Below are 23542 nucleotides of genomic sequence, written 5' to 3' on the forward strand. Positions count from 1 at the left end.
TGCGACCGTCTGGTCGGTCACCTTCATTCGGCCGCAGTCCCATAGGCGATGTTGCGGCCGCCGTAGCGCCGCACGCGAACGTTTGCCTGTTCCGCGTGGCCGACGAAACCTTCGAGCATGCACAGGCGCGAGCAGTATTCTCCGATCTCCGCGGCCGCCTGGTCCGTGACGATCTTCTGGTAGGAATGCGTTTTAAGGAACTTGCCCACCCATAGGCCGCCAGTGTAGCGGCCGGCCTTCTTCGTCGGCAGCGTATGATTCGTGCCAATGACCTTGTCGCCGTTTGCAACATTGGTACGTGGCCCGAGGAACAGGGCGCCATAGGAGTGCATTTTCTCCAGAAACCAGTCGTCGCGGTCGGTCATGATCTGGACGTGCTCCGAGGCGATCTCGTTGGCGACCTCGAGCATTTCCTCATAACTGTCGCAGACGATGACCTCCCCGTAGTCGCGCCACGAAGCGCTCGCGGTTTCCGCCGTCGGCAATATCTTCAGCAGGCGGGCGACCTTAGCGAGGGTGTCGCGGGCGAGCATCTCCGAGTTCGTGACAAGGATGGCAGGCGAGTTGTAACCGTGCTCCGCCTGCCCCAGCAGGTCGGTGGCTACGAGTTCGGAATCGACGGTATCGTCGGCAACCACCATCGTTTCCGTCGGGCCGGCGAACAGGTCGATGCCAACCCGTCCGTAAAGCTGCCGCTTCGCTTCGGCGACGAAGGCGTTTCCCGGGCCCACCAGCATGTCGACGGGCCTGATCGTCTCGGTTCCGAGCGCCATCGCGCCGATCGCCTGCATGCCGCCAAGGACATAGATCTCATGCGCACCGCCCTTGTGCATCGCGGCAACGATGGCCGGGTGCGGCTCGCCCTTCTGCGCCGGCGCGGCTGCGACGATACGCGGGACGCCGGCCACCGAGGCGGTCAGCACCGACATGTGTGCGGAAGCCACCATGGGGAACTTGCCTCCTGGCACATAGCAGCCGACCGACTGCACCGGAATGTTGCGATGGCCGAGGATGACACCGGGGTAGGTCTCGACCTCGACATCCCTCATCGACGCGCGCTGGATCTGGGCGAAAGTGCGGATCTGCGTCTGTGCGAATTCGATGTCGGCCATGTCACGCGCCGACACTTTCGCGAGTGCGGCCTCGATTTCCGACTGCGACAGGAGAAAGGACGGTGGCGAGAACCTGTCGAACCTCTCGGACAGCTCGCGCACCGCGGCGTCGCCCCGAGCCTCGATGTCCTTCAGGGTAGCCTCGACGACGGCGCGCACCCTGGCGTCGTCTTCTGCCCGGTCGGCAGCAGGCTTCCCGGTCTTGAGATGGCGGATGGTCATGGATCGGGTTTCTCCTGTGGTCGTTAAGACTGGCTCACTCGCACCTGAATATGCGTTGGCCTCACCTTGCTTCTCGATCAGAGCGTGGCGAGGCGCTGGGGTACTCCCGGCACCTTTACCCGGGCGGCGAAGAGTCCCCCCGCGAAGGGCGCTGCCCGCAGCTCGTCGTCAGTATGCATGACCCGCAATGTTGTGGCGTAGAGCGTCCGGCCATCTCTGCCGCCGAGCGTCACGCAGGTTGGTCCCTTGGTGGGAAGCCCAATGGTTTCGGCGACGGTTCCGTCCGGGGCAATGCGAACGAGGCAGCCTCCCCAGACCCGGGCGTTCCAGTAACCACCTTCGGCGTCGACAACCGCACCGTCCGGCCGCCCGGCGGCGACCTCCGGACCCGCCAGCGGGGCCACCTCGGTCAGGTTTTCCCATGACAGGGATCCGATGTGAAACCGCCGGATCGTTCCCTCAGGCGTGTCGGCGAAGTACATCATATCTCCGCCCGGCGAGAAGGCGATGGCGTTGCTGATCGTGACGCCGGACAGCAGCTGGCTGATGGCGCCTTCGGGCGAGCAGCGGTAAAGCGCCGCCACGGGCTTGCGACCGCGCTCGTCGAAAGTCCCGAAGACGACCCCGCCGAAGGGATCGACGGCAGCGTCGTTGACCCGTGTCTGCGGCAGGTCCTCCTCGATCAGGGCGACCGTTTCGAAGACCTGGAAAGCTGGGTCGCAAATCGCGATGCGGCTCGCCAGGCCCATGACGAAGCCCGGTCGACTGCGCGGCAGAATGAAACCCGCGCGTTCGGGCAGGGGAAACACGGTCACGGCGCCGTCAGCATCCAGACGGTAGATCCGGCTCTCGGCGATGTCGGTCCAGTACAGCCGGCCATCCCGGGGGTCCCAGACGCAGCCTTCGCCGAGGGTGTTTCTGCAGTCGACAACGCAGGTCGCGGTCACGCCCCTGCCCCTACCGGCGCAGCCATCCCGATCGAGGCGAGATAGGTGAAGCTTTCCCGCGCGTTGTCGAGCGGCGAGGCATCGCCCGTCGGGTCCACGTCCTGCTCGACCACAGCCACGCCGCTGTACCCTATGTCCGTGAGCGCGTCGCGGACTGCGACGAAATCAACGACGCCCTTGCCCAGCGGGCAGAAAATGCCCCTGGCGATCGCGTCGAAGAAGCCGATGCCTTCGGCGACACAGGCTGCGTGCACCCCTTTGTCGATGTTCTTCAGGTGCATGTGGCCTACCCGGCCCTCATAGCGCCTGATCAGGCTGATCGGGTCGATGCCCGCGTAGGCCGAGTGGCCTGTGTCGACACAGAGCCCGACCAGATCATCAGGCAGGTCGGCCATGGCGCGGTCCAGCTCGTCCCCGTATTCGATGTAGCAGCCGGCATGCGCGTGCAGGTAGGATGTAACGCCGTAATCGTCGCGCGCGATCTTCGCCAGTTCGACGATGCGGCTCATCATCGCCTTCCAGTCCCCGGCGCCAAGGCGCGGCGCCTGCTCCGGACGACCGGCGAACATGCCACGCCCGTCGGACACGCAGTCGATGATGACGAGCCGCGGCGCCGCCAGTTCCCTGAGTATGGTGCAGGTGCGCCGGGTTTTGTCGACTACATTGGCGAAGGCGCCTGGATCCGTCAGCGGGTCGAAGAGCCCGCCCGCGGACAGGGTCAGGTTTCGGCTCGCCAGTTCGTCGGCGAGGCGCGCGCTATCGGTCGGGAAGAAGCCCACTGGCCCGAGGTCGATCGCCGCGAAGCCCGCGGCTGCCGCCTCGTCGAGAACCCGCATCCAGGCAGGGTTCTCCGGCCGGTCGGCGAAATCGACGCCCCAGGAGCAGGGGGCATTTGCCAGTCGATAAGAAGCCGTCATCGGGCAATCTCCTCAGTCTTGACCCAACGGTGTTCCTCTGCGGACACCAGAACCGCCTCGACAACGCGGTCCACCACGTAGCCAAACTCGAAGTCCGCGACCCAGGGTTTGCCCGAGGCGACGGCCTCGATCAGCCGGCGTGCCTCGATGATCTTCAGGTCGTTGTAGCCAAGCGGATTGCCCTGAAGCCCGAAGAAGGCCGCATAGTCCGGGTGCTGTGGCGCAGCGAGAATGCGTTTGTAGCCACGCTCGGCCGGTTTGTCGGATACCCGGTAGAGATTGAGCTCGTTCATCCGCTCCTGATCGAACAGCAGGGCGCCTTTGGTGCCCTGTATTTCGTAAGACAGATAGAGCTTGCGTCCGGTGCCGATGCGGCTCGCCTCGAGGTATCCCGATGCCCCGTTTCTGAAACGGCACAGGAAATGGGCAAGGTCGTCATTCTCGACGGTCCGCTCGTTTCCCTTCGCGTCCCTGCGCCTGGCATGCAGGATCTGCCGCGTGCCGCAGACTTCGGTGACCTCGCCGACCAGATAGTGCGCGAGGCTGAGCACGTGGCTCGCCATGTCGCCGAGCGCGCCTGCCCTGCCAGCGGCCTGCGCATCGGTTCGCCAGGTGAACGGGAAACTCTCCTCAACCATGTAGTCGTTGTCGAAGGTTCCGCGGAAGTGGAAGATCTCGCCGAGTTCACCGGTCTCGATGAGCTGCCGGGCATATGCCTGGATCGGACTGCACAGGTAGTTGAAGCCCACCAGTGTCACGACACCGGCATCTCGCGCGGCCTCGTGCATTGCCCGCGCTTCGCGCGCCGTGTTGGCCATCGGCTTTTCGCAGTAGACATGCTTGCCGGCGGCTATCGCTGCGAGCGCAATCTCGGGGTGGACGTCATTGGGCGTCGTGATGTCGACCACGTCGATGTCGGGATCGTTGATGATGTCGCGCCAGTTGGTAGTGAAGGACCCGACGCCGAAGCGCTGCGCGAAATCCTTCGCCGCCTCTTCGCTTACGTCGGCCACCGCCACGATCTTCAGCGTCGCGGGCCCGGTGCCGAAAATCCGGGGCACACCTTCGAAGGCGGCCGCATGGGCCCGTCCCATCCAGCCTGCGCCGATAAGGCCTACTTTGATTACAGTCACTTTGGCTTCTCCAGGAGGGAGCCACATGGTGCGATGCGCACCATGGGTTTTCCCGTTGTTAATTGCGGACAGTTTCCCGTGCCGCGCGTGCTTCCGCGGCCAGCGACGACTTCAGAAGGTTTGCTTCACTGTTGGGAACGACGAAATCGAACCCCTCACCGCTGCGCCGAGCAGCAACCGCGCTGGACGGGCAGAAGATTCCTGCATGCTTGCCGTGTGCCTTGGCCGAGGAGAGGCAAAGCAGGATAGCTGCCCTTACCGCCTCGTCCGTCGGGTCCCCCAAGGTGCCCTTGCCCATCGCGAGCCCAAGGTCGTTGGGACCCACGAAAATCCCGTCCAGACCTTCTACCGCGCAGATCTCGTCGAGGGCCTCCAGCCCCTTTAGGGTCTCAATCATGCCAAGCCGCACGATCGAGGCGTCGGCATAAGTAGGGTAGGACGCGCCGCCGTAGAGCAGACCGCGTGCAGGGCCGAAGCTTCGGTTCCCAAGCGGCGGATAACGCGTTGCCGCCACGAAGGTCCGGGCATCACGGGCACTGTCGATCATCGGGCAGATGATGCCGAACGCACCGGCGTCGAGCGCCTTCATGATCAAGGCGGGCTCGCAGGAGGGGACACGCACGATCGGGGTGGCCGGGGTCGCTGAAATCGCCTGTAGCATAGAGATCATGGTCTCTACCCCCGTCATCCCGTGCTGGAGATCCACCAGGACGCAGTCATAGCCAGCCCATCCGGCGATCTCCGCCGTGTAGCTGTTGCCGATCGATAGCCACGCGCAGACTGCCGCGCCGCCGCTGGCCCATGCGTCGCGGATGTTGTTACTGCGCATCGGTCGCGACCTTCAGGACGGAGGGGTTGACGACGAGGGTCGGATCGAGAACACCGTCAATGCCTGCCAGCGCATTACGGGCGGTCATAATTCCCATCGCCAGGAGAGATTCTTCCGTGAGGGCCGCGGAATGCGGGCTGAGGACGACCCGCCGGTCAGCGACCAGCGGGTGAGTAGCAGGGAGGGGCTCGACCTCAAACGTGTCCAGTCCTGCCGAACGGACATGGCCAGTTTCCAGCGCCTCGACCAGGGCCGCCTCGTCGATGATGCCGCCACGCGCGGCATTGATGACGATCGCGCCGGGTCTCAGCGCCTTCAGGGCCGCGGCGCTGATTAGGTGGCGGGTGGCTTTCGACAGGGGGACATGAAGGGTCAGAATATCTGCGGTGGCGAGGCCATCCTCAAGCCGCTCGACAAAGCGCGCGCCGGCGGGATCGGCTCGCGAGGCGAACGGGTCATGCACCAGGATATGCATCCCGAAGGCAGTCGCTCGCCTGGCGACTTCGCGACCGATCCGGCCGAAGCCAACGATGAGCAGCGTGCGGCCCCGGAGCTCGACACCGATAAGCCGCGACCGGGCGCCGAAGTCTCCGGCCCGGATGGCCGCGTCCAGCCGGATGCCGCCCCGCGCGGCGGCCAGCATCAGGAACATCGTCTGTTCGGCGACAGAGATTGCGTTGACGTCGCCCACGACCGTAACCGGCACGCCCCGTCCGGTGCAGTAGTCTACCGGGATGTTGTCGTAACCGACACCGTGGCGCGACACGATCCGAAGGTTCGGGGCCGCGGCGAGAACCTCTATGGGCAACGGCGCGTCTCGGACGGTTATAGCTACCGCCTCCGCAACGCGGGCGACCAGGTTCTCCTTCGAGAAATCTGTCACGACCTCGTAGGAGACGTCGCTACGCTCCTCGAAGAGCGCGAGTGCTTCGGCGCGCAGCGGCTGGATGACAAGGATTTTCATCATGGCTTTCGATCTCACCAGCGGCTGCCGAATACCGGCGTCGCGGCGCCGGACGGAAAGAAGCTTTCGCGGAAGCGCGCGGCCGCGTCACTGAACCGGACCGGCAGCGTCATGGTCGGCTGATGCCTCTGCACGGGCGCGTAAGCGATGGCGTCCCGCCCCTCGGCCAGACTCCACCGCATGCCGTCGTTTGCCGAGACCACGTTGATTGCATGGAAGCCGGAAAACTCTGCGGTCGCGGATTTCGCAACGGCCTGGGCCCAGTCTTCGTTGCCGAGCCACATCTGCTGGCCCCAAAGGCCGAATGCCATGTGAGGTCCAGGTATGTTCTCGCCCGGCTGGCAGTAGCCTATCCGCAGCGAGAGGAACGCCATCCCGGTATCGTCGCTGACCAGTCGTCCGTACCGCTCGACAAAGAGCTTCGACGCCCCGTAAGGGTTGACCGGCCACGGTGGCAGGGCCTGCGTCAGCGTCTCGCCTCCGAAGCGATACCCTCCGAGAACCCAGTTGGAACTGGCGAACACGAAGCGCTTTACGCCGCCGTGCCGGGCCGCCCGGATGACATTGAGCGCGAGGTCAATGTTGAGGCGTGAGACCGTATCCCAGCCGCCGGCCGCGCGGGGATCCGCGGCGAGATGGAGCACGGTGTCGATACCTTCGAAATGCCTCGCCCAACCGTCGTCATAGGTTTCCAGGTCGGCGGTCACGACCGCCGGGTCGCTGGCGCCGTTGCGACCGATGCGGGTCAATTCCAGGCCATTGACCGCCTGAAGCGCCGCCGCTGCCTTTTGGCCGAGGTTGCCGGTGGCGCCCGTCAGGAGGACGCGCCAGCGCGGGAGGAGAGCGTCCATCACACGCCCATGCGCTGAAACCTGCGCTGATCCTCCTGCGCGTCCCGCGCAGTTGCGATCGTTGCACGTTCAGTTACTTCGGGCATACCCACGTCCCACCACGAACCACCGTCCATCCACTCGTAGGGATGAGTGCGCATGGCGATGACGTAGGTCCGGTCGCTGGCACGCGCACGGCCTATCGCGGCCTCGAGCTCCTCGATTGTAGCAACCGTTTCGGACCCGGCACCCATCGAGCGGGCATGCATCGCGAAGTCGATGCGGGGAACCTCTCCGCTGCGCTTCGAGGAGGCGAACAGGTTGTTGAACTCGGCGCCTCCCTTGCCAACCTGCAGCCGGTTGATGACCGCGAACCCTCCATTGTCGCAGACGATGCAGATGATCTTGTTCCCGGTGAGCACGGAGGAATAGATGTCCGAGTTCAGCATCATGTAGGAGCCATCGCCCAGCAGGGCGAAGATTTCCCGGCCCGGGTTGGCAATCTTCTGGCCGTACGCGCCGGCAATTTCGTAACCCATGCAGGAGAAACCGTATTCTGACTCGAAGCTCCCGATCCCGATCGACTTCCAGGTGCAGTAGAGCTCGCCGGGCAGGCCGCCTCCTGCGGTAACTATGACATCGTCGACCCTGGCGTTCCGCTGCAGCGCGCCGATAACCTGCGGGTAGCTCGGCACCTCCTGGTCTGTCGGCCTCGTCCGTTTCTCGATGACCTCGTCCCAGACAGCTTTCTCCCGGATCGCCTCGTCGGCCCAGCTGGCCGGGGCGGACCAGTCGCCCAGCCGCGCCGCGATGGCAGCGAGCGAGAGCTTCGCGTCGCCGATCACCGGCTGTGCCATGTGCTTGTTGGCGTCGAAGCGGTTGGCGTTGAGCGCGAGGAATCTCACATCCGGATCGCGAAAAACGCTCCATGAGCCAGTGATCATGTCGGCCATCCGCGTGCCGATCGAAATTACCAGGTCGGCCTTGCCAGCGATGGCGTTGGCCGCGGAGCCGCCCATGACCCCAATCGAAGCGAGGTTGAGCCGGTGTTCGTGCAACAGCGCCGAACGTCCCATAATGGTTTCGGCGACCGGGATCCCGAAGCGGTCGCTGAACTCAGCCAGCTCGCCCGTGGCACCCGAGTAGTGGACGCCCCCGCCGGCGATTATGAGCGGCCGCTTCGCCGAGCGGATCATGCGGATCGCCATCGCGATCTGATCTTCGTCGGCGGGATATCGGGGTATCCGGTGAACACGCTCGACGAAGAAGGCTTCCGGGTAGTCGAATGCTTCACCTTGTACGTCCTGCGCCAGCGAGATGGTCGCGGGACCACAAGCCGCCGGATCGAGCATCAGCGCCACGGCCTGCGGCAGCGAGGTGAGGATCTGCTCCGGCCGGGTGATGCGATCGAAAAACGATGACACGGCTCGAAAGGCATCGTTCGCTGTCAGCGACATGTCGTGGAAATGCTCGACCTGCTGCAGGACAGGGTCGGGAAGGCGAGAAGCGAAGTTGTCGCCGCACAGGAAGAGCACGGGAAGGCGGTCGGACATCGCCACGCCGGCGGCCGTGACCATGTTCGACGAGCCCGGGCCGACCGAGGCCGAGCAGACGTGGATCTGTTTGCGGCGCCGGGCGCGGGCATAGGCGACCGCGGCAAGCGCCATCGACTGTTCGTTCTGCCCGCGATAGGTCGGAAGCTGGTCCTGGACCTCTTCCAGAGCCGAACCCAGGCAGGTGACGTTGCCGTGACCGAAGATCGCGTGCACGCCTGAGAAAAGCGGCAGAACCGCACCTTCGTCCTCAATCTTCTGCGCGATCAGAAACCGCACGATGGCCTGCGCAAGCGTCAGCCGAACCACACTCATCATTTCCTCCGCGGATCCTCCTGGACAACCGCTCGCGACGGCGGCGTTGCGTTCGTAAATCGATCGCGTGCGCATGTCGCTCGTGTTTGCCGTCTGGCGAGATCCATTTCCCATATTCCCCTAGCGCTGTCAACATGTCGCGCAGATGCGCGATAAACGCACATTGACGAGTCGGGCCTTTTGTGAGATTTATCGCCCTCATGGATGCCGAAATTCAGAAGCGCGACTTTGCCCAGACCCTTGCGCGGGGGCTTGCCTGCCTCGAACGCCTTGCCGAGGCCGACACCCCGTTGACGTGCACCCAGGTTGCGCATGCAATGGACGTCAGCCGCGCCGCGGCCCGGAGAATACTGCTTACCCTTGAGAGTCTCGGCTACGTCAGGGAGGAGCGCGGGGTTTATGGAGGTACGCCGAAGGTGCTCTCTCTCGGACGCGGCGTCCTGGGACGAACGAGCGTCTGGAATGCCGCAGCGTCCATTGTGGTGACGCTGGCGGACCAGGTCAATGAGCCGTGCTCGATCTCGGTTCTCGAAGGACTGGACATCATGTTTGTCAGCCGGGACTCGACCCGACGTATCTACACGTCGCGCCTTGGTGTCGGCGACCGGTTGCCCGCCTATTGTTCTGCCAGCGGCAAGATGCTCCTTGCGTCCCTTCCTGTCGCGGAGCTCGACAGGCGCCTTGACGGGATCGTGCTGGCAAAGCAGGGCCCGGCGTCAGTGACGGATATCGGTGACCTGAAGACCAGGCTGGACGAAACCCGGCAGGCGGACTTTGCAAGGGCGATCGACGAAATGGAGAACGGCACGATCTCGATCGCCGTACCTCTGCGCGAAAGGAGCGGTCGCGTCGTCGCCGCCATGAGCGTCGCATCACACAGAGACAGACAGTCACCCGAGGATCTGACGAACAATGTTCTTCCCCGGCTTCGTGAAGCTGCTCGGGACGTCGAAGGTATCTTTCGCGACTTCCAAGAAAGAGGATGGGCAACCCTATGAACCTCATTTCTTATCGAAGCTTCCTAACCCTGCCTTGATCTTCCTCGGGCCTTCGTCTCGCTAATCACACCGACCGAAATGCTATCGGCTCTTGGCTGCTCAATGCGAACTTCTCGAATGCCCAAGGCCGGAGGTCGGTTCGAAGCCAAAATATCAACGCCGGGAACGGTTCCGCGGTTGTGCGTGATATGAGCCGCCCTCGCCTACGCCTGGAAAGGTCAGATCGAGGCCGTAACGGCGCGACCTTCCCGATGGGATTGACGCGCCGCATCGGCAAGCGCGAGCGCCCTGCGTCCGGCCGCAAAGTCCGGCTGGGGTTGCGTCCCCTTCTCGACAGCATCGATGAATGCGTCGAGCTCCAATGCATAGGTCGGCAGATAGCGGGCCAGGAAATCCGGTGCCAGCAGGTCCTTCGCGGTCACACCTGCAGCCGTGGTCCGCTCGATCGCGGTGCGGTGCAGGTTCCCCGACGAGACCAATCCGAGCGACCCGAACACCTCGACCCGCTGATCGTAGCCATAGACGGCTCTTCGGGAGCAGTCGATCTTGCAGAAGGCACCGTTTTCGAACCGCATCAGGACCTGCGCCGTGTCGGTATCGCCGTGGCGGCCAATTTCCGTATCGACCAGAGTGGAGCCCATGGCGAAGACCTCCGTCTGACCGGACGCGCCGGAGAGCCAGAGCGCAAGATCGAAGTCATGGATCATCTGGTCATGAAACTGCCCGCCCGAGACGGCGATATAGGAATAGGGCGGCGGTCCCGGATCCCTGCTGACGATCGAGATCACCTCGACCTTACCAACCTCACCGCCCGCAACAGCCGCATGGACGGCGCGATGGGTCGGATCGAAACGACGCTGGAAGCCGATCATGATCGGCACGTCGCACCCCTTGATCGCCTTGGCGCAGTGATCCACACGTGCCATGTCGAGGTCGATAGGCTTCTCGCACAGGACTGCCTTGCCGGCCTTGGCCGAGGCGATGATCAGATCGACATGCGTATTCGTCGCCGACGAGATAATGACGGCATCAACAGCCGGATCGCTGAGCGGGCCGTCAGGGCGGGTTGAGGCCTTGGCGCCGAACTTTGTTGCAAGCGCGGTGGCGCGATCGAGATCGGGATCGACGACGTAAGCCAACTCGGCCCTGTTGCTGGCCGCAAGATTTACTATGTGGCGTTCGCCCATGCGGCCGGCGCCAAAGACAGAGAATTTCATGTTTTCCTCGTGCTGATTATTTTTTTCAACGGGCGACTGGCTTCCAGGCTCCGCCGTCCTGCTGGGAAGCCATGGCCGCCTCGATCAGCGCCATGACTGCAATTCCATCGTCGATGCCCGGCAGGGTCGAAGAATAGTGCTGATGCGGATGGCCGAGACGCCTTGCCATGATCGCGCGGGCAAAATCGGAATAGAGGTTGGCAAAGGCCAGGGCATATCCCTCGGGATGGCCCGGCCGGAATCGCGTTGCCTCTCCAGCCTCCGGGGAGAGGCCGTCATATCCACGCGCGAGCCTGATCGCCGGCTTCCCTATGGGCTTGAACCACAGCACCTCGGGATCTTCCTGCACCCATGTCAGCCCTCCCTTCTCGCCGAAGACACGGAAGGACAGTCCATGATCATTGCCAGCGGCGACATAGCTGCCCCAGATGCGGCCGCGCGCGCCATTGTCGAAACGGGCAGTGACATATGAATTGTCAAAGACTTCCCGGCGTTCGACGAAGGTCGACAACTCGGCGGACACTTCTGTAATTTCGAGACCCGTGACAAACGTCGCTATATTGTGGGCGTGTGAGGCGACCTCTCCCAGGATCGCCCCTTTTCCCATCGAGGCCGCCCGGAACCGCCAATGTCTCTGCGAGGGGTCAAGAGGCTCGACGCTGACGTCTGGATCGCCGGCGCAGAGCTCCGCCTCGACGAGGCGTAGCCGACCGAGCTCGCCCGCGGCAACCATTGCGCGCGCCTGCCTGACCATGGGATAGCCGGTGTAGCAGTGGGTCAGGCAAAAAAGCCGGTCATGCTTACGCACGACGGCAGCCAGGTCCATGGCCTGCGCCAGGCTCGCCGTCACCGGCTTCTCGCAGATGACGTCGATGCCTTTTTCGAGGAATGTCTTCGCCACATCGAAATGAAGCTGGGGCGGTGTGGCGATCGCCACGACGTCGATGCCATCGGGAATTTGCGATTCCGCCTCGGCCATTTGCCGGTAATCGGTGTAGACACGGTCGGCATCCAGAAGAACGGCAGCACCCGATCTGCGGGCGATCGCGGGATCGACCGACATCGCTCCCGCGACCAGATCATAAAATCCATCGACGCGCATGGCTACGAGATGCGTCCGGCCGATGACCGAGTCCACGCCACCGCCCACCAGACCTATGCGGAGCCGGCGACCAAATTGCTCGAGGAGCTCAACCATCGATCGAAAATCCTTTGCCAGGGAAGAGGCCTCCCGCTTGCGCGGGAGGCCGCCGCCGCACCTCAGAAGTCGAACTTGTCGACGTTGTCCTTGGTGAAAATGTAAGGGTCGCCGAGCAGCACCGTGTCCTTTGAGATGAACTTCAGCTTGCCCAGCCGGCCGGCCTCGACCACCCCCGAGGCGGGGTCCAGCGTCCCATCCAGCAGCGCCTTGGTGATGTAGATGGCGCCATAGCCGATATCGATGGGATTCCAGAGCGCCGCTTCCTTCAGCGAGCCGTCCTTCAGATACGGCTTGATGAGGCTCGGAACGCCGAGGCCGGTCACGGTGACCTTGCCGACAAGACCAAGCTGCTTGACCGCTTCCAGCACACCCGGTGTGGCGATGCCGGTAACGCAGAACACGCCCTTCGTGCCGGGATTGGCCTGCAGGTAGTTGAGCGCGACGTTCTTGCTTTTTTCCAGATCCTCGTCGCCGGGAAGAACCGCGGCGAACTTCATGCCGGGGTATTTTTCCGCCGCGTACTTCTTCATCTCCTCGATCCAGCGGTTCTGGTTCGGCGACGTCAGCACCGCCGTGATGATCAGAAAATCACCTTCGGACGTCCCCGCATCCCGGACCATCATTTCGACCATGGTGCGGCCCATATCGGGGAATGTCGCCTGGTTGAGAAAGACGCTGCGGCCCGCTGCGCCGACGTCGGCATCCCAGGTCATCGTCTTGATGCCGGCGTCCTGGGCACGTTTCATCGCCGGGACAAGTGCATCGGGGTCATTGGCCGAGACGGCAATTGCAGAGACCTTGCGCCGGACCCAGCTGTCGATGAGGTCGGACTGGGCGGCGACATTGGCATCGACCGGACCATTGAACTCCACCTTGATGCCCAACTCGGCGGCGGCTTCCTGCGCCCCCTTGTTGGCGGCCACGAAGTAGGGATCGCTGGTGAACTTCGGCATCATGGCGATGACAGTGTCGTTCGCCGATGCGGATCCCGTGCCGGCCAACGAAAACATCATGGCAGTGCAGGCAGCCAGGCCGAGAAGCACTTTGCGGCGCGCGAGCGAAACTGTTTGAATTGAAGAACGATTCACGGTTAAACCTCCCATTGCGTTGATAGGCTATGCATACGACGTGGCGCGGCTGGCAGGCTTTCACACGGTATGCCGGCCGCAACGTTGATCAGAATGCCGGAACGACCGGCCTGCCTCCCTCCCTCAGGTTTTCCTGTTTCTGTTCCGGCGCCTCCTCCCTTGTTGACGTGAGCCCTTCGCTCAGACGCGGTCTTTTCTGAAGAACTCGTTGAGGAATACGCCTGTCACCAGACACAGGCCGATGACGATCAGACCGGCATCGCCTCGGATGCCTGCGAAAACCAGGCCGTCCTGCAGATAGGACAGGATAAGGACACCCATGACCGTGCCGGCGATGGTGCCGGAGCCGCCAGTGATCCTGGTGCCGCCGAGAACGACCATGGCAATGACGATCAATTCCAGTCCGTATCCGGCGTTGCCGCGTGCCGTCGAAAGCCTTGATGTCTGGATGAGGCCGGCAATCCCGACCAGGAACCCGGTCAGGGTATAGACGGCGATCTTGACGGCGCTGACATTCACACCCGAAAACCGGGCAGCAAGCTCGTTGTTGCCCACGGCATAGACGTAACGGCCAAAGGTGCTGCGAGCCAGAACGATCCCGACCGCACAGATCAGCACGATGAACACGATCAGCTGGACAGGCACGATACCGGCGATCCAGCTTTGCCCGAACATGGCGAACCAGGACGGGAAGCTCGACACGGCACGGGCATCCGAGACCGCAAACGCAATGCCGCGAAAGAGCGCGAAGGTGCCAAGCGTGACGACGAGGGGATGCAGGCGCAACGCTGTAACCAGCACCCCGTTGAACAGCCCGCCGAGCGTGCCAACGGCAATGCCAGACGCGATCGCGGCCCAGAGCGGAAAGCCCGCCTGATAGCTGAAGCCAATGGTGACCGAGACCAGCGAAAGCAGGGCGCCGACGGAAATGTCGATGCCGCCGGTGATGATCACAAGCGTCAGGCCAAGCGCGACGATGCCGGATTCACTGAACTGGCGCGTCACATCCAGCATGCCGTCGATGCTGAAATATCCGGGGGAAAGCGCACTGGTTATGGCAATCTGGGCGACAAAGAAGAGGAATAGGCCTGCCACACGGTTGATCTGCCACCGTTTCACGCGTGCAGGGTTCGCCGGAGAGACAGTCGTCATTCGGTCGGCCTCCTCTCGCGCAAGCGCGAACGAATGCCTTCTACGCTGACGGCAAGCAGGATGAGGGCTCCAAGCACCAGCAGTTCAAATGTGCCGGGCACACGATTGAGGGTCATCGCGTTGAGGATGACGCCAACCAGAAGGGCTCCGATCACGGGGGCGAATGTCGAGCCCTTGCCACCCGCGATGCTGGTTCCGCCAAGAACCACCGCAGCCACGACCTTCAGTTCGAGGCCCGTCGCCGCGGTCGCCTGCAACTGGCCGATCTGGCCGATCATGACGGATGCCGCCAGGCCGCAGCAGAGTCCGGTCAGCGCGAAGGTGGCCGTGCGCACGAGACTGACCGGCAGGCCGATCATGCGTGCGGCACGCGGATTGCCCCCGACCGCGTACACGTTCCTGCCGAGCGTTGTATGGCGGGCAAGAATATCCATTGCCAGGCAAAGGCCGATCAGGACCACGATCGCGACCGGGATTGCGACCGGGATTGCGAGCAGGCTGCCCTGGCCAAAACCGCGGGAGTCTGCGGCGAGGTTGAGAACCTGGGCGCCCGCAAGAAGCAGCACCAGCCCACGATAGACGAAGAGGGCGCCCAGCGTGGTGATGATCGACGGTACTCGTCCGTAGGTGGAGACAACGCCGTTGATGAGACCCAGGAGAAGACCTGTGGCCAGCGCGCCCAGGAATGGAACCAGCGATCCGCCGGACATCTCCGCGATATTACCGTACACGAACGCACAGACGGCGACGACCGAGCCGGTCGAAACATCGATCTCCCCGGCCAGGATGACCTGGTTGACGGCGAGTGCGACGATGGAAACAACCGCTACCTGTTCGACGATGCCGCGCAGGTTGGCAGCCGAAAGAAAGCCGGGCGTCGCGATCGAAAGCACCACGACCAGCACCAGAAGAAAGGCGGCTGATGGCGCCTCGGGCCTCCGCGAGACGGACTGCCATGCGTCAGCCAGGACATGGCGGATACGTGTGCTGCTATCCGCAGCGTATGACACGGCGCTACGCGACATGGGAATATTCCTGACCCGCGGCTGCGGCCCCGATGGCTTCGGCGGAGAATTGGTCGCGATCGAATGCACCGGTGATGGATCCTTCGTGCATCACCAGGATGCGATCGGAAAGCGAGAGCACCTCGTTCATCTCCGATGAGATCAGCACCACGCCCTTTCCGGCCTGGGCCAACCCTTCGATCAACGCATAGATCTCGGCCTTTGCACCGATGTCGACGCCGCGCGCCGGCTCGTCGAGGATGATGATCCGCGGATCGGATGCCAGGGTCTTGGCCAGCAGGACCTTCTGCTGGTTGCCCCCCGAGAGAACCTCGACCGGCGCCTCCAGTTCAGCGCCGACAATTCGGAAGCGCCGTGACGATTCCAGGGCGAATGCGCGCTCCCGGCGTCTGGCGACAAAGCCCAGTCTCGAAAGACGACCGAGGATTGCGAAGCTGATATTCCCCGCGATCGACATCGGCAGGATCAATCCCTGCGATCGCCGCTCCTCAGGCAGATAGGCGATCCCCTGTGCAAGCGCCCCTTTGACCGAGCGGATCCTCACCGGCTTGCCGTCAACGAGGATCGTTCCCGAATCCGCCGGGTCAAATCCATAGATCGCGCGGGCCAATTCGCTGCGTCCCGCACCGATAAGGCCGGAAATACCAAGGATTTCGCCGCCGCGCAGGGTGAATGATATATCGCGAAAGCTGCCAGTCCGAGAAAGTCCCTCGACCGAGAGGATATCGGCACCGATGACGTGGTACCGGCGCGCATAGAGCTGGTCGAGCGATCGGCCGACCATGGCCTGGACCAGGCTGGCGACGGTGAAGTCCCGGGTCGGACCGCTGGTGACCATTCCACCATCGCGCAGCACGACGATCCGGTCGCTGATCTGGAATATCTCGTCGAGCCGGTGCGTGATGTAGATGACGGAGACACCTTTTGCCGTCAGTCCCCTGACCACGGAAAACAGCCGATCGGCCTCGCGCTCCGTGAGTGCGGCGGTCGGCTCGTCCATGATGATGAGCCGTGCCTCGCGGTTGAGCGCCCGGGCGACCTCCACCAGTTTGCCGTTGGCAGCCGAAAGCGCCCTGACCGGAAGGGTCACATCGAAACTGACCCCCAGGCTGGCTAGGATTTCGCTGGCACGCCTTCGCATGGCGGCCCAGTCAAAGCCGCCCCAGAACGTGCGCGGGCGATCACGACCGACGAAGAGATTTTCGACGATCGACAGTTCGGGGAAAAGGTCGAGTTCCTGCGGTATCATCGAGATGCCGTGAGCCTCTCCCTCACGGGGGCTGCTCATCCGCACCCGCTGCCCCGCAATCTCGACAAAACCTTCATCCGGCGCGTAGAGACCATAGAGACACTTGACCGTCGTGCTCTTGCCCGCGCCATTCTCTCCGGCGATCGCGATCACCTCACTTGGGTTCACCTCGATATCGACGCCGCGACAGGCGAATATTCCGCCGAAGCTTTTGCCCATGCCCCTCAGGGCGTAGGCCGGGCTATGCGACGTGTGCGCTGGCGACATCATTGCCGTGCTCCGGACGGTCCGCACCGATAGGGTTGTCGTCTGTAGCCCCGATCACCCTCTGATCGAAGTCGACTATGGATCCGGTCATCAGGCCGGACTCGTCGGAGGCCAGGAACGCAAGAGCCTTCGCGACATCCTCCGGTGAAAGCAGCCGGCCAAATGGCTGCGCTGCCGAGACACGCTCCAGCCAATCCTCCCCAAGTCCATGGAAATTTGCCTGTAGCTCATGTTCGGTGGGCGTTGCGGTCCAGCCGATGTTGAGAGCGTTGACCCGGATACGGTCCCACCGCAGCGAATTGGCGAGGTTCTTGGTCAAGATGAGCAGCGCGGCCTTGGCTGCGCAGTATGCTGTTATGTATGGCTGACCGCCATAGGCCGCGATCGAGCCAATGTTGGCGATGGCGCCGCCCCTGCCGCCGCGACGCATTATCGGAACGCTGCGCTGTATGAGCAGGAACGGGGCTCTCACGTTCACCGCAAACAGATAGTCCCATAGATCGGGCGTGGTCGACTCCAGCGTGCCCCGGGTCGTGGCGCCGCAACAGTTGATGAGCGTGTCAAGCCGGCCGAATGCCGCTTCGGACTGATCGATTACCTTGAAGCAATCGTCTGGCCGGGAAAGATCCGCTTGGACGAACAGGGCGCTGGCGCCAAGCCCACGCAGTTCCTCTTCTGCCGCCTTGCCATTGACCGTGTTGCGTCCACAGATCGTTACGGACGAGGCCCCCCGTTGGACCAGCAGACGGGCGGTGGCCAGCCCGACGCCCTGGGTGCCTCCGGTAATGACGACGGCCTTGCCGCGGAACGACTGCATGCTTCCTCACTCTTGAGATTATTCCCAATCGATTTATATTATAAATCACAGTGGGATGTCGTTATTTTTGGGATCGATACCAATTTCCTTTCGATCCGTCAAGGGCGCGACAATTCCGCAGCATGATGCTAGAGCTTTCGAGCTGCAGACCTAGGGGATCAGATGAAACAACCAAACCGGAGGCCCAACGCCGTCGATGTGGCGAGACTGGCCGGGGTATCAAAGTCGACGGTCTCGCGCGCCTTTACCGAAGACAGCAGCATCAATGCCCTTAAGAAGCAGCGCATCATCGAGGCCGCCCGGCAATTGGGATACCGTCCCAATGCCATGGCCCGGAGCCTGCGAACGACCCGCTCGAACCTGGTGGGCATTCTCCTGGAGGAGTTCACGAATCCGATTTTCCTGCGGATTCTCGAACTCATCACCGCAAAGCTCCAGGAACATGGCCTGCACGCCATAACGGTCAACGCCTCGAAGGATCATAGCCTTTCCGAGGCCATGGAGCTCGTTATGCAGTACCGGATAGACGGTCTGATCGTCTCGTCCGACATGCCTCTGAAGATCGAATACGAGTGCGCGCAGATGAACATTCCAGTTGTCGCTTTTGCACGCAGCGACAGAAGGATCGAAAACACGCTCAGCGTCTCCCTTGACGAATTCCACGCCGGACGGATGGCGGCACGGCACCTTCTGGAACAAGGGTATCGCGCTCCGGCCTTCATAGGCGGGTTTCCCGGTGTTTCGGTATCGCTGGACCGGCACGCAGGCTTCCGCGATCACCTTGCGGAAGAGGGGCTTCGCGTGGTCGCGGTCGAATACGCAGGCGACAATACCTACGACCGGGGACTTGCAGCCGGCAAAGCCCTGCTTGAGGGACCCACCCGGCCGGACTCGGTCTTCTGCGTCAATGACCAGGTCGCTGTTGGCGTGATCGACGCCGCTAGATTTCTCGGTCTGTCCGTACCGGAAGACCTTGGGGTGATCGGCGTCGACGACATCTGGATGGCACGGACGGCCCAGTACGACCTGACCACCGTCCTGCAGCCTCTGGAGGCCATGGCCGACGCCCTGATTGCACTGTTGATGGGACGGGAGACAGGGACGGACCAATCAACCCAGTTCGAAGGCACACTGGTGCCGCGCGGTTCAACCCGAAGAAAAGCCTGATCTGAGAGGCCATGCAGTCGCCAAGGCGCTGGCCCAAAAGGCTTTCACCGTCGCGCTTAAAAGAAAATGCCTAAGGGTACCCAGAATTTCGGAAGCGCGCGATCGCCAAGTGACCCGATATCGGCCTGAGGCAATGAGCAGCCGCATCGCGCAACTGGCGATCATAGATACGTTGGTCGGTTGCTGTGCGCTTGCCGACACAGCGGGTTCGATCGAATACCTCCAACGGACCGTTCGAATTCTCGCCGGGATGAGCGTGCGCCGAACGAACTGCGGCTAAGTTGCGGAAGAGCGGTCATGTCGATGGTTCCGAAGCCTACAGAAGCACCGCGCGAGGCTTCCTAGGTAGCCATAGGCACAGCTGTGTGTCGAGCGACGATACGAGGTTATAGACCCCATCGTTGAGACGGCTCGATCATCGCAACGGTTGTTTCAGTGGGATCGCCGGACTCTGCAACTGCCATCAGCACCGGCAGCAGCGCTTTTTCGCTGAGGCCGCCAAATTCGGATTCACAGTGGCGCCACTGTTCCTATACGCGGCGGTTTTGGGCGCTTCGCGGCGTTCACGCTCGCGGGCAATCGGGACGCAAATCTTGAGCGTCGTCCGACCGAGGCAGGCGCATCCAGAGGCAAGCCGGATCATCCTCACCCACACAAACGACGAGGTGAGCGCCCTGAACTAGGCAGCACGCGAGCGCATGCGCGTTGCCGGCGATCTCGGCGACGAGGTTCAGGTGAATGTCGAACGCGGCGCAAGGGCCTTCGCCAGCGGCGACCGAGTCATGTTCCTGCGCAACGAGCGCGGGCTTGGCGTCAAGAACGGCACGCTCGGCATCGTGGAGGAAGTCCCCACACGAAGCATGACGGTTCAAACCGACGACGGCCGTTCCGTGCGCTTTGACCTGAAAGACTATGCCCACATCGACCACGGCTATGCCGCGACCATTCACAAGGCCCAGGGCATGACCGCTGACCGGACCCATGTGCTCGCCACGCCGGCATGGATGCGCATGGCAGCTACGTCGCCCTGTCGCGGCATCGAGACAGGATGGACCTGCATTATGGCGGCGACGACTTCAGTGCGCGGGAGCGGCTGGTCCGAACGCTGTCACGGGCCCGCGCCAAGGACATGGCGTCGGATTACGAGCAAATCGACCCGGCGCAGAGCTATGCCGAGCGGCGCGGTATCACGTTCCGCGAGCGCGTGGCTGAGACGACAAACCTGATTGCCTCCGGCATGGGTTCGTCCTGTCTGTCCCAGCAGCAATCAGCAACAACCAGTGAGGTGCAGGCAAGCTATGTCCGAGCCGGATCGTATCGTTCGCCTCAAAACCGTCCTTGCCCGGACCGGGCTGTCTCGCTCAACCATCTATCGCAAGATCGCCGAAGGCACGTTCCCGGCTCAGGTCAAGATCAGTGTCAACGGGGCCGGCTGGCGGGAATCAGAAGTTAATCGGTGGGTTGACGATCCAGTTATGTGGTGCGTCAGGACGCGGCAAAACAATAGCGACTAGCCGCAATCGGTCGTCAGGCATCGCCGGCATCGGATAGGTTCAATGACCGATTAGGGGCCGGGAGCGGACTGTCCAGTTTTCGGTGGGCTATGGCTAAAGTTGCGTTGGCTACCGACCCAGCTTAAGCCTTGCCACCTTTCGGCCCAGGCCTCTCCCATAGTCAAAACTGATAAGGTACATTGTTGCATTGGAAAGGGTCGATGCATCACGCATTCGGACAATTCGAACTTGATGAAGCTGCCCGCAAGCTGTCGCTAAGCGGCGTTGGGCAGAAAATCCAGCCGCTTGTCTATGATTTGCTGGTGTACTTGGTGCGCAACGCCGGCAGGGTCGTACCCAAGGACGAGTTGATGGACGCTCTCTGGCCGGATGTCATCGTGACTGAAGCATCGCTTCAGCGCGTGGTCAGCCTCGCCCGCAAGGCGCTTGCGGCAGGCGGCCTGCAGGACGCGATTCACAGCTACGTTCGCCACGGCTACCGCTTCGCCATCGACGATCCGGGACTGGGCTACGCGCGGCCTGCCTCTCTGCGAGGGGACGACACGCTTGCCAAGGCGCGCAAGCTGGCAGCCTTGCGCGATTGGGGCGCGGCTGCAAGACTTTTTGCGAATTTGGCGGACGATGAAGGTCTCTCTCCTGCTGACGTCGATCTCTGGGCGCTGGTCGTCGAATGTGGCGGGCGGCCAACCGAGGCGATCCCCGTGCTGAACCGCGCGGTGACAGCTCATGTCGAGGCTGGCGACTTCGCCCGCGCCGCCAGGTCCGCTATCACACTCGCAAAGATCCAGGCCGAGCGCGGATCAGGTGCCGTAGCCGAGGGATGGCTGGAACGTGCAGCGTCGCTCCTTTCCCAGTCAAAAGACGATAGCACGCAGGCATATCTGCTGTGGATGAGGTCACGCCTGGCATCTTCCGGCGGCCGGCCTGAGGAAGCGCTGAGACTGGCATCAGCCGCTCACGCGATAGCCGAGAATTGCGACGATCCCGGCCTGCGGGCTCTGACTTTGACGTATAAGGGATTTTTCAATCTCGCCCTCGGCAAGATCGCGGAGGGCAGCGAGCAGCAGAATCATGCGGCGGCGATCGCCTTGTCGAGCCAGGTTGACCCGATCACCGGTAGCCTTGTTTATTGCAATATCCTCTGGAGCTGCAGGACATATGCCGATTGGCCTCGTGCCCGCCAGTGGAGCGAAGGCTTTGAAAGTTGGTGCACCGTAAGTTTTGCGCAGACCTCGGGTGCGTGTGACCTTCATCGTGCTGAAGTGGTCGCGGCGCAGCAGGTATTGCCGGAAGCCCTGACTTGCATAAACGAAGCGCTGCCCAAGCTCTCCTTGGAGGAATCCTGGTCGCTCGGCGAAGGCTTCCGTGTCCGCGGCGATATCTTCGCCATGATCGGCGACCTTAGATCAGCGCGCGCCGACTACGATCAGGCTTATGCGCTCGGCTGGGATGCGGAGCCGGGCAATGCTGTGCTTCTATTCGAAACCGGCGATCTGGACGGGGCGCTTGCCGCAATCGACCGGGCTCTGCAGGGGACGTCGTGGTTCCATCTGCAGCGACGCGGAAACCTGTTGGTGAACGCGGCCTGCATTGCAGCACGCGGCGGGCGCTCTGACCAGGCGTCAATCTATCTCAAAGAAATCGATGCGCAGCCAGAACGCTGGCGGCAACCGGCAACGCAGGCATTGATAGCCGAAACCAAGGCAGCACTTTGCGAGCCAGGCGACCCAAACGGAAATCGGCTTCTGCTATTGGCCCGGCAGCTCTGGACCAGTGCAGGCGTCGATTATCACGCGGCAAGGGTTCGGCTGCAACTCGCCAGTGCCCTGTTGCGTTCGGGCGACATCAGCGGAGCGAAAGTGGAAATCACTGCGGCGGAGAGATCGGCCCGCCATTTGGGATCACGGCGCCTGGAACAGGAAGCCGCAACGCTTCGCCATGATTTTTCGCGCGAAAGCCAGCCGGTTGGCGATCGTTCCATGCAAGAACTCACCCGCTGATCCAATCCGCCCTCCTTTTTAGGACGAGCCGCCGATCGAGCTTATCGGCGGTGCTGGCGAAAGATCAGCCAGAGATCAGGTCCCGATAAGGATGATCAGTCCTCCCTGAAGGTAATCTTTCCCCAGCCAAGCAGACACGCCTGGCAATAGGCAGCGCCGCGAAGGGTTGGCGCGAAATCGAAAGGGAAAGATCATGAACCTGTTTGTTATCCGCCGCCCCAGCGCTTGGGCATCACTGCAGGAACTCGAAGCCGCCGGCGCCAAATCGGCAAAGGTCGCCAAGGAACAGATGTCGGGTACGGTCAGCTGGATCCGCAGCTATGTCGTGCACGAACCCGATGGCCGCATCGGCACCTTCTGCATCTACGAGGCCAAAGACGGCGAGGCCATCCGCGATCACGCCAAGCGCGTTGGCATGCCCGGTGAGGAATTTTACCCGGTCGCCGACACGGTCATCATTCGCAATGATCCGATGACAGCGGCCGCCTGAGACCGCCAGTCGCTGCCTCGCCCGATCAAAGCGGGGCAGCGTCATCCAATCAGCAAACAATGAACAGACGGCGCTTGGACGGCATGCCCCATTCCGGTGCCGCGATTCCGAATGGAGAAAACCAATGTTTCACTACCTGAAGCGCGTTTCGATCGGTCTGAGAGCACGCAGGGCCGAGAGGGCTTTGCACGAACTGCCTGACCACATCCTGAAGGACATAGGCATTCGCCGCGGTGCGATCGCACATGCTGTTCGGGAACACTTCAAGGACCGTCTCGTCTGAGTGCCCAGACCAATTGGAAACCAGGGAAATGGAACTTCTGATAAACGTGGCGAACGTCATGTATGTGATCGCCTACTTCACGCTGGACATCTTGCGGCTGAGGATTCTCACCACAGCGGCTGCAACCTGCCTCGCCGTGTATTTCTATGGCCAGCCGGCGCCACTCATGAACGTCGTCGGCTGGAACGTTTTCTTTGTGATTCTGAATCTGGTCCAGATCGGCCGCATTGTGAAGTCTCGCCGTAGATGAAG

Annotated in this window: 22 protein-coding genes and 1 pseudogene; 8 read left to right on the forward strand and 15 right to left on the reverse strand. The window is 62.5% G+C overall.

The window, feature by feature from the left end; genetic code table 11:
- Nucleotides 1-23: 23 nt before the first annotated feature.
- From hisD to iolD, 8 genes are all read right to left on the reverse strand, one after another.
- Nucleotides 24-1334: a histidinol dehydrogenase gene (gene hisD / locus EB231_RS02735; protein WP_172347481.1), complete on the reverse strand. Its 1311-nt coding sequence runs from the start codon at nucleotides 1332-1334 to the stop codon at nucleotides 24-26.
- A gap of 77 nt (nucleotides 1335-1411) precedes the next feature.
- The gene (locus EB231_RS02740) at nucleotides 1412-2281 is read right to left on the reverse strand and encodes an SMP-30/gluconolactonase/LRE family protein (protein ID WP_172347482.1); all 870 of its coding nucleotides are present in this window, start codon (nucleotides 2279-2281) and stop codon (nucleotides 1412-1414) included.
- Nucleotides 2278-3198, reverse strand: a complete 921-nt coding sequence (locus tag EB231_RS02745; RefSeq protein ID WP_172347483.1) for a TIM barrel protein — start codon at nucleotides 3196-3198, stop codon at nucleotides 2278-2280. The genes EB231_RS02740 and EB231_RS02745 overlap by 4 nt, the downstream gene beginning before the upstream one ends.
- Nucleotides 3195-4331 (reverse strand): Gfo/Idh/MocA family protein, encoded by a 1137-nt coding sequence (locus EB231_RS02750; protein ID WP_172347484.1) that lies wholly within the window; start codon nucleotides 4329-4331, stop codon nucleotides 3195-3197. The genes EB231_RS02745 and EB231_RS02750 overlap by 4 nt, the downstream gene beginning before the upstream one ends.
- Nucleotides 4332-4389: 58 nt before the next feature.
- Nucleotides 4390-5160, reverse strand: coding sequence for an HpcH/HpaI aldolase family protein (locus EB231_RS02755; RefSeq protein ID WP_172347485.1), 771 nt, complete (start codon nucleotides 5158-5160; stop codon nucleotides 4390-4392).
- A complete protein-coding gene (locus tag EB231_RS02760; protein WP_172347486.1) occupies nucleotides 5150-6127 on the reverse strand; it encodes a hydroxyacid dehydrogenase in 978 nt (325 codons plus the stop codon). The genes EB231_RS02755 and EB231_RS02760 overlap by 11 nt, the downstream gene beginning before the upstream one ends.
- 11 nt (nucleotides 6128-6138) lie before the next feature.
- Nucleotides 6139-6975, reverse strand: coding sequence for an NAD-dependent epimerase/dehydratase family protein (locus EB231_RS02765; RefSeq protein WP_172347487.1), 837 nt, complete (start codon nucleotides 6973-6975; stop codon nucleotides 6139-6141).
- Nucleotides 6975-8822 (reverse strand): 3D-(3,5/4)-trihydroxycyclohexane-1,2-dione acylhydrolase (decyclizing), encoded by a 1848-nt coding sequence (iolD, locus tag EB231_RS02770; protein ID WP_172347488.1) that lies wholly within the window; start codon nucleotides 8820-8822, stop codon nucleotides 6975-6977. The genes EB231_RS02765 and iolD overlap by 1 nt, the downstream gene beginning before the upstream one ends.
- Before the next feature lie 200 nt (nucleotides 8823-9022).
- Here iolD and EB231_RS02775 point away from each other — a divergent pair, with 200 nt between their 5' ends.
- Nucleotides 9023-9820 (forward strand): IclR family transcriptional regulator domain-containing protein, encoded by a 798-nt coding sequence (locus EB231_RS02775; RefSeq protein WP_172347489.1) that lies wholly within the window; start codon nucleotides 9023-9025, stop codon nucleotides 9818-9820.
- A gap of 218 nt (nucleotides 9821-10038) precedes the next feature.
- Here EB231_RS02775 and iolG read toward each other — a convergent pair whose 3' ends face one another.
- From iolG to EB231_RS02810, 7 genes are all read right to left on the reverse strand, one after another.
- The gene (iolG, locus tag EB231_RS02780; protein ID WP_172347490.1) at nucleotides 10039-11037 is read right to left on the reverse strand and encodes an inositol 2-dehydrogenase; all 999 of its coding nucleotides are present in this window, start codon (nucleotides 11035-11037) and stop codon (nucleotides 10039-10041) included.
- 25 nt (nucleotides 11038-11062) lie between these two features.
- Nucleotides 11063-12235: a Gfo/Idh/MocA family protein gene (locus tag EB231_RS02785; RefSeq protein WP_172347491.1), complete on the reverse strand. Its 1173-nt coding sequence runs from the start codon at nucleotides 12233-12235 to the stop codon at nucleotides 11063-11065.
- A gap of 62 nt (nucleotides 12236-12297) precedes the next feature.
- Complete coding sequence (locus EB231_RS02790) at nucleotides 12298-13326, reverse strand: autoinducer 2 ABC transporter substrate-binding protein (protein WP_172347492.1); 1029 nt, start codon at nucleotides 13324-13326, stop codon at nucleotides 12298-12300.
- A 180-nt stretch (nucleotides 13327-13506) separates the two neighbouring features.
- Entirely contained in the window at nucleotides 13507-14478 is a 972-nt protein-coding gene (locus EB231_RS02795) for an ABC transporter permease (RefSeq protein WP_172347493.1), read from the reverse strand.
- Nucleotides 14475-15383 (reverse strand): ABC transporter permease, encoded by a 909-nt coding sequence (locus EB231_RS02800; protein ID WP_172347494.1) that lies wholly within the window; start codon nucleotides 15381-15383, stop codon nucleotides 14475-14477. Before EB231_RS02800 ends, EB231_RS02795 begins: the two co-directional genes overlap by 4 nt.
- A gap of 109 nt (nucleotides 15384-15492) precedes the next feature.
- A complete protein-coding gene (locus EB231_RS02805; RefSeq protein WP_172347495.1) occupies nucleotides 15493-17022 on the reverse strand; it encodes a sugar ABC transporter ATP-binding protein in 1530 nt (509 codons plus the stop codon).
- Nucleotides 16994-17836, reverse strand: a complete 843-nt coding sequence (locus EB231_RS02810; RefSeq protein ID WP_172347496.1) for an SDR family oxidoreductase — start codon at nucleotides 17834-17836, stop codon at nucleotides 16994-16996. Before EB231_RS02810 ends, EB231_RS02805 begins: the two co-directional genes overlap by 29 nt.
- A gap of 162 nt (nucleotides 17837-17998) precedes the next feature.
- On the opposite strand from EB231_RS02810, the gene EB231_RS02815 reads away from it, so the two are divergent.
- The 7 genes and pseudogenes from EB231_RS02815 to EB231_RS02850 all read left to right on the forward strand — a co-directional run bounded on the left by EB231_RS02815 (nucleotide 17999) and on the right by EB231_RS02850 (nucleotide 23540).
- The gene (locus tag EB231_RS02815) at nucleotides 17999-19003 is read left to right on the forward strand and encodes a LacI family DNA-binding transcriptional regulator (RefSeq protein ID WP_172347497.1); all 1005 of its coding nucleotides are present in this window, start codon (nucleotides 17999-18001) and stop codon (nucleotides 19001-19003) included.
- Nucleotides 19004-19608: 605 nt separating this feature from the next.
- Nucleotides 19609-20223: pseudogene (locus EB231_RS02825) on the forward strand (Ti-type conjugative transfer relaxase TraA); the annotation flags it as partial.
- A 78-nt stretch (nucleotides 20224-20301) separates the two neighbouring features.
- On the forward strand, nucleotides 20302-20517 hold the full coding sequence (locus tag EB231_RS02830) for a helix-turn-helix transcriptional regulator (protein WP_172347498.1): 216 nt from the start codon (nucleotides 20302-20304) through the stop codon (nucleotides 20515-20517).
- A 200-nt stretch (nucleotides 20518-20717) separates the two neighbouring features.
- Entirely contained in the window at nucleotides 20718-22517 is a 1800-nt protein-coding gene (locus tag EB231_RS02835) for a winged helix-turn-helix domain-containing protein (RefSeq protein WP_172347499.1), read from the forward strand.
- A gap of 193 nt (nucleotides 22518-22710) precedes the next feature.
- Nucleotides 22711-23007 (forward strand): nickel-binding protein, encoded by a 297-nt coding sequence (locus EB231_RS02840; protein ID WP_056595260.1) that lies wholly within the window; start codon nucleotides 22711-22713, stop codon nucleotides 23005-23007.
- A gap of 124 nt (nucleotides 23008-23131) precedes the next feature.
- Complete coding sequence (locus tag EB231_RS35700) at nucleotides 23132-23290, forward strand: DUF1127 domain-containing protein (protein ID WP_172347500.1); 159 nt, start codon at nucleotides 23132-23134, stop codon at nucleotides 23288-23290.
- Nucleotides 23291-23318: 28 nt separating this feature from the next.
- Entirely contained in the window at nucleotides 23319-23540 is a 222-nt protein-coding gene (locus EB231_RS02850; protein ID WP_172347501.1) for a hypothetical protein, read from the forward strand.
- Nucleotides 23541-23542 lie beyond the last annotated feature (2 nt).

Source organism: Mesorhizobium sp. NZP2298, assembly GCF_013170825.1.
Taxonomy (GTDB): Bacteria; Pseudomonadota; Alphaproteobacteria; order Rhizobiales; family Rhizobiaceae; genus Mesorhizobium.

What these genes read in the sequence shown, in the direction of transcription:
- EB231_RS02795 (WP_172347493.1), bottom strand. Translation starts at nt 14,478, where the DNA reads ATGACGACTGTCTCTCCGGCGAACCCTGCACGCGTGAAACGGTGGCAG.
- hisD (WP_172347481.1), bottom strand. Translation starts at nt 1,334, where the DNA reads ATGACCATCCGCCATCTCAAGACCGGGAAGCCTGCTGCCGACCGGGCA.
- EB231_RS02805 (WP_172347495.1), bottom strand. Translation starts at nt 17,022, where the DNA reads ATGATGTCGCCAGCGCACACGTCGCATAGCCCGGCCTACGCCCTGAGG.
- EB231_RS02810 (WP_172347496.1), bottom strand. Translation starts at nt 17,836, where the DNA reads ATGCAGTCGTTCCGCGGCAAGGCCGTCGTCATTACCGGAGGCACCCAG.
- EB231_RS02765 (WP_172347487.1), bottom strand. Translation starts at nt 6,975, where the DNA reads ATGGACGCTCTCCTCCCGCGCTGGCGCGTCCTCCTGACGGGCGCCACC.
- EB231_RS02815 (WP_172347497.1), top strand. Translation starts at nt 17,999, where the DNA reads ATGAAACAACCAAACCGGAGGCCCAACGCCGTCGATGTGGCGAGACTG.
- EB231_RS02785 (WP_172347491.1), bottom strand. Translation starts at nt 12,235, where the DNA reads ATGGTTGAGCTCCTCGAGCAATTTGGTCGCCGGCTCCGCATAGGTCTG.
- EB231_RS02850 (WP_172347501.1), top strand. Translation starts at nt 23,319, where the DNA reads ATGGAACTTCTGATAAACGTGGCGAACGTCATGTATGTGATCGCCTAC.
- EB231_RS02830 (WP_172347498.1), top strand. Translation starts at nt 20,302, where the DNA reads ATGTCCGAGCCGGATCGTATCGTTCGCCTCAAAACCGTCCTTGCCCGG.
- EB231_RS02755 (WP_172347485.1), bottom strand. Translation starts at nt 5,160, where the DNA reads ATGCGCAGTAACAACATCCGCGACGCATGGGCCAGCGGCGGCGCGGCA.
- iolG (WP_172347490.1), bottom strand. Translation starts at nt 11,037, where the DNA reads ATGAAATTCTCTGTCTTTGGCGCCGGCCGCATGGGCGAACGCCACATA.
- EB231_RS02745 (WP_172347483.1), bottom strand. Translation starts at nt 3,198, where the DNA reads ATGACGGCTTCTTATCGACTGGCAAATGCCCCCTGCTCCTGGGGCGTC.
- EB231_RS02775 (WP_172347489.1), top strand. Translation starts at nt 9,023, where the DNA reads ATGGATGCCGAAATTCAGAAGCGCGACTTTGCCCAGACCCTTGCGCGG.
- iolD (WP_172347488.1), bottom strand. Translation starts at nt 8,822, where the DNA reads ATGAGTGTGGTTCGGCTGACGCTTGCGCAGGCCATCGTGCGGTTTCTG.
- EB231_RS02835 (WP_172347499.1), top strand. Translation starts at nt 20,718, where the DNA reads ATGCATCACGCATTCGGACAATTCGAACTTGATGAAGCTGCCCGCAAG.
- EB231_RS02840 (WP_056595260.1), top strand. Translation starts at nt 22,711, where the DNA reads ATGAACCTGTTTGTTATCCGCCGCCCCAGCGCTTGGGCATCACTGCAG.
- EB231_RS02760 (WP_172347486.1), bottom strand. Translation starts at nt 6,127, where the DNA reads ATGATGAAAATCCTTGTCATCCAGCCGCTGCGCGCCGAAGCACTCGCG.
- EB231_RS35700 (WP_172347500.1), top strand. Translation starts at nt 23,132, where the DNA reads ATGTTTCACTACCTGAAGCGCGTTTCGATCGGTCTGAGAGCACGCAGG.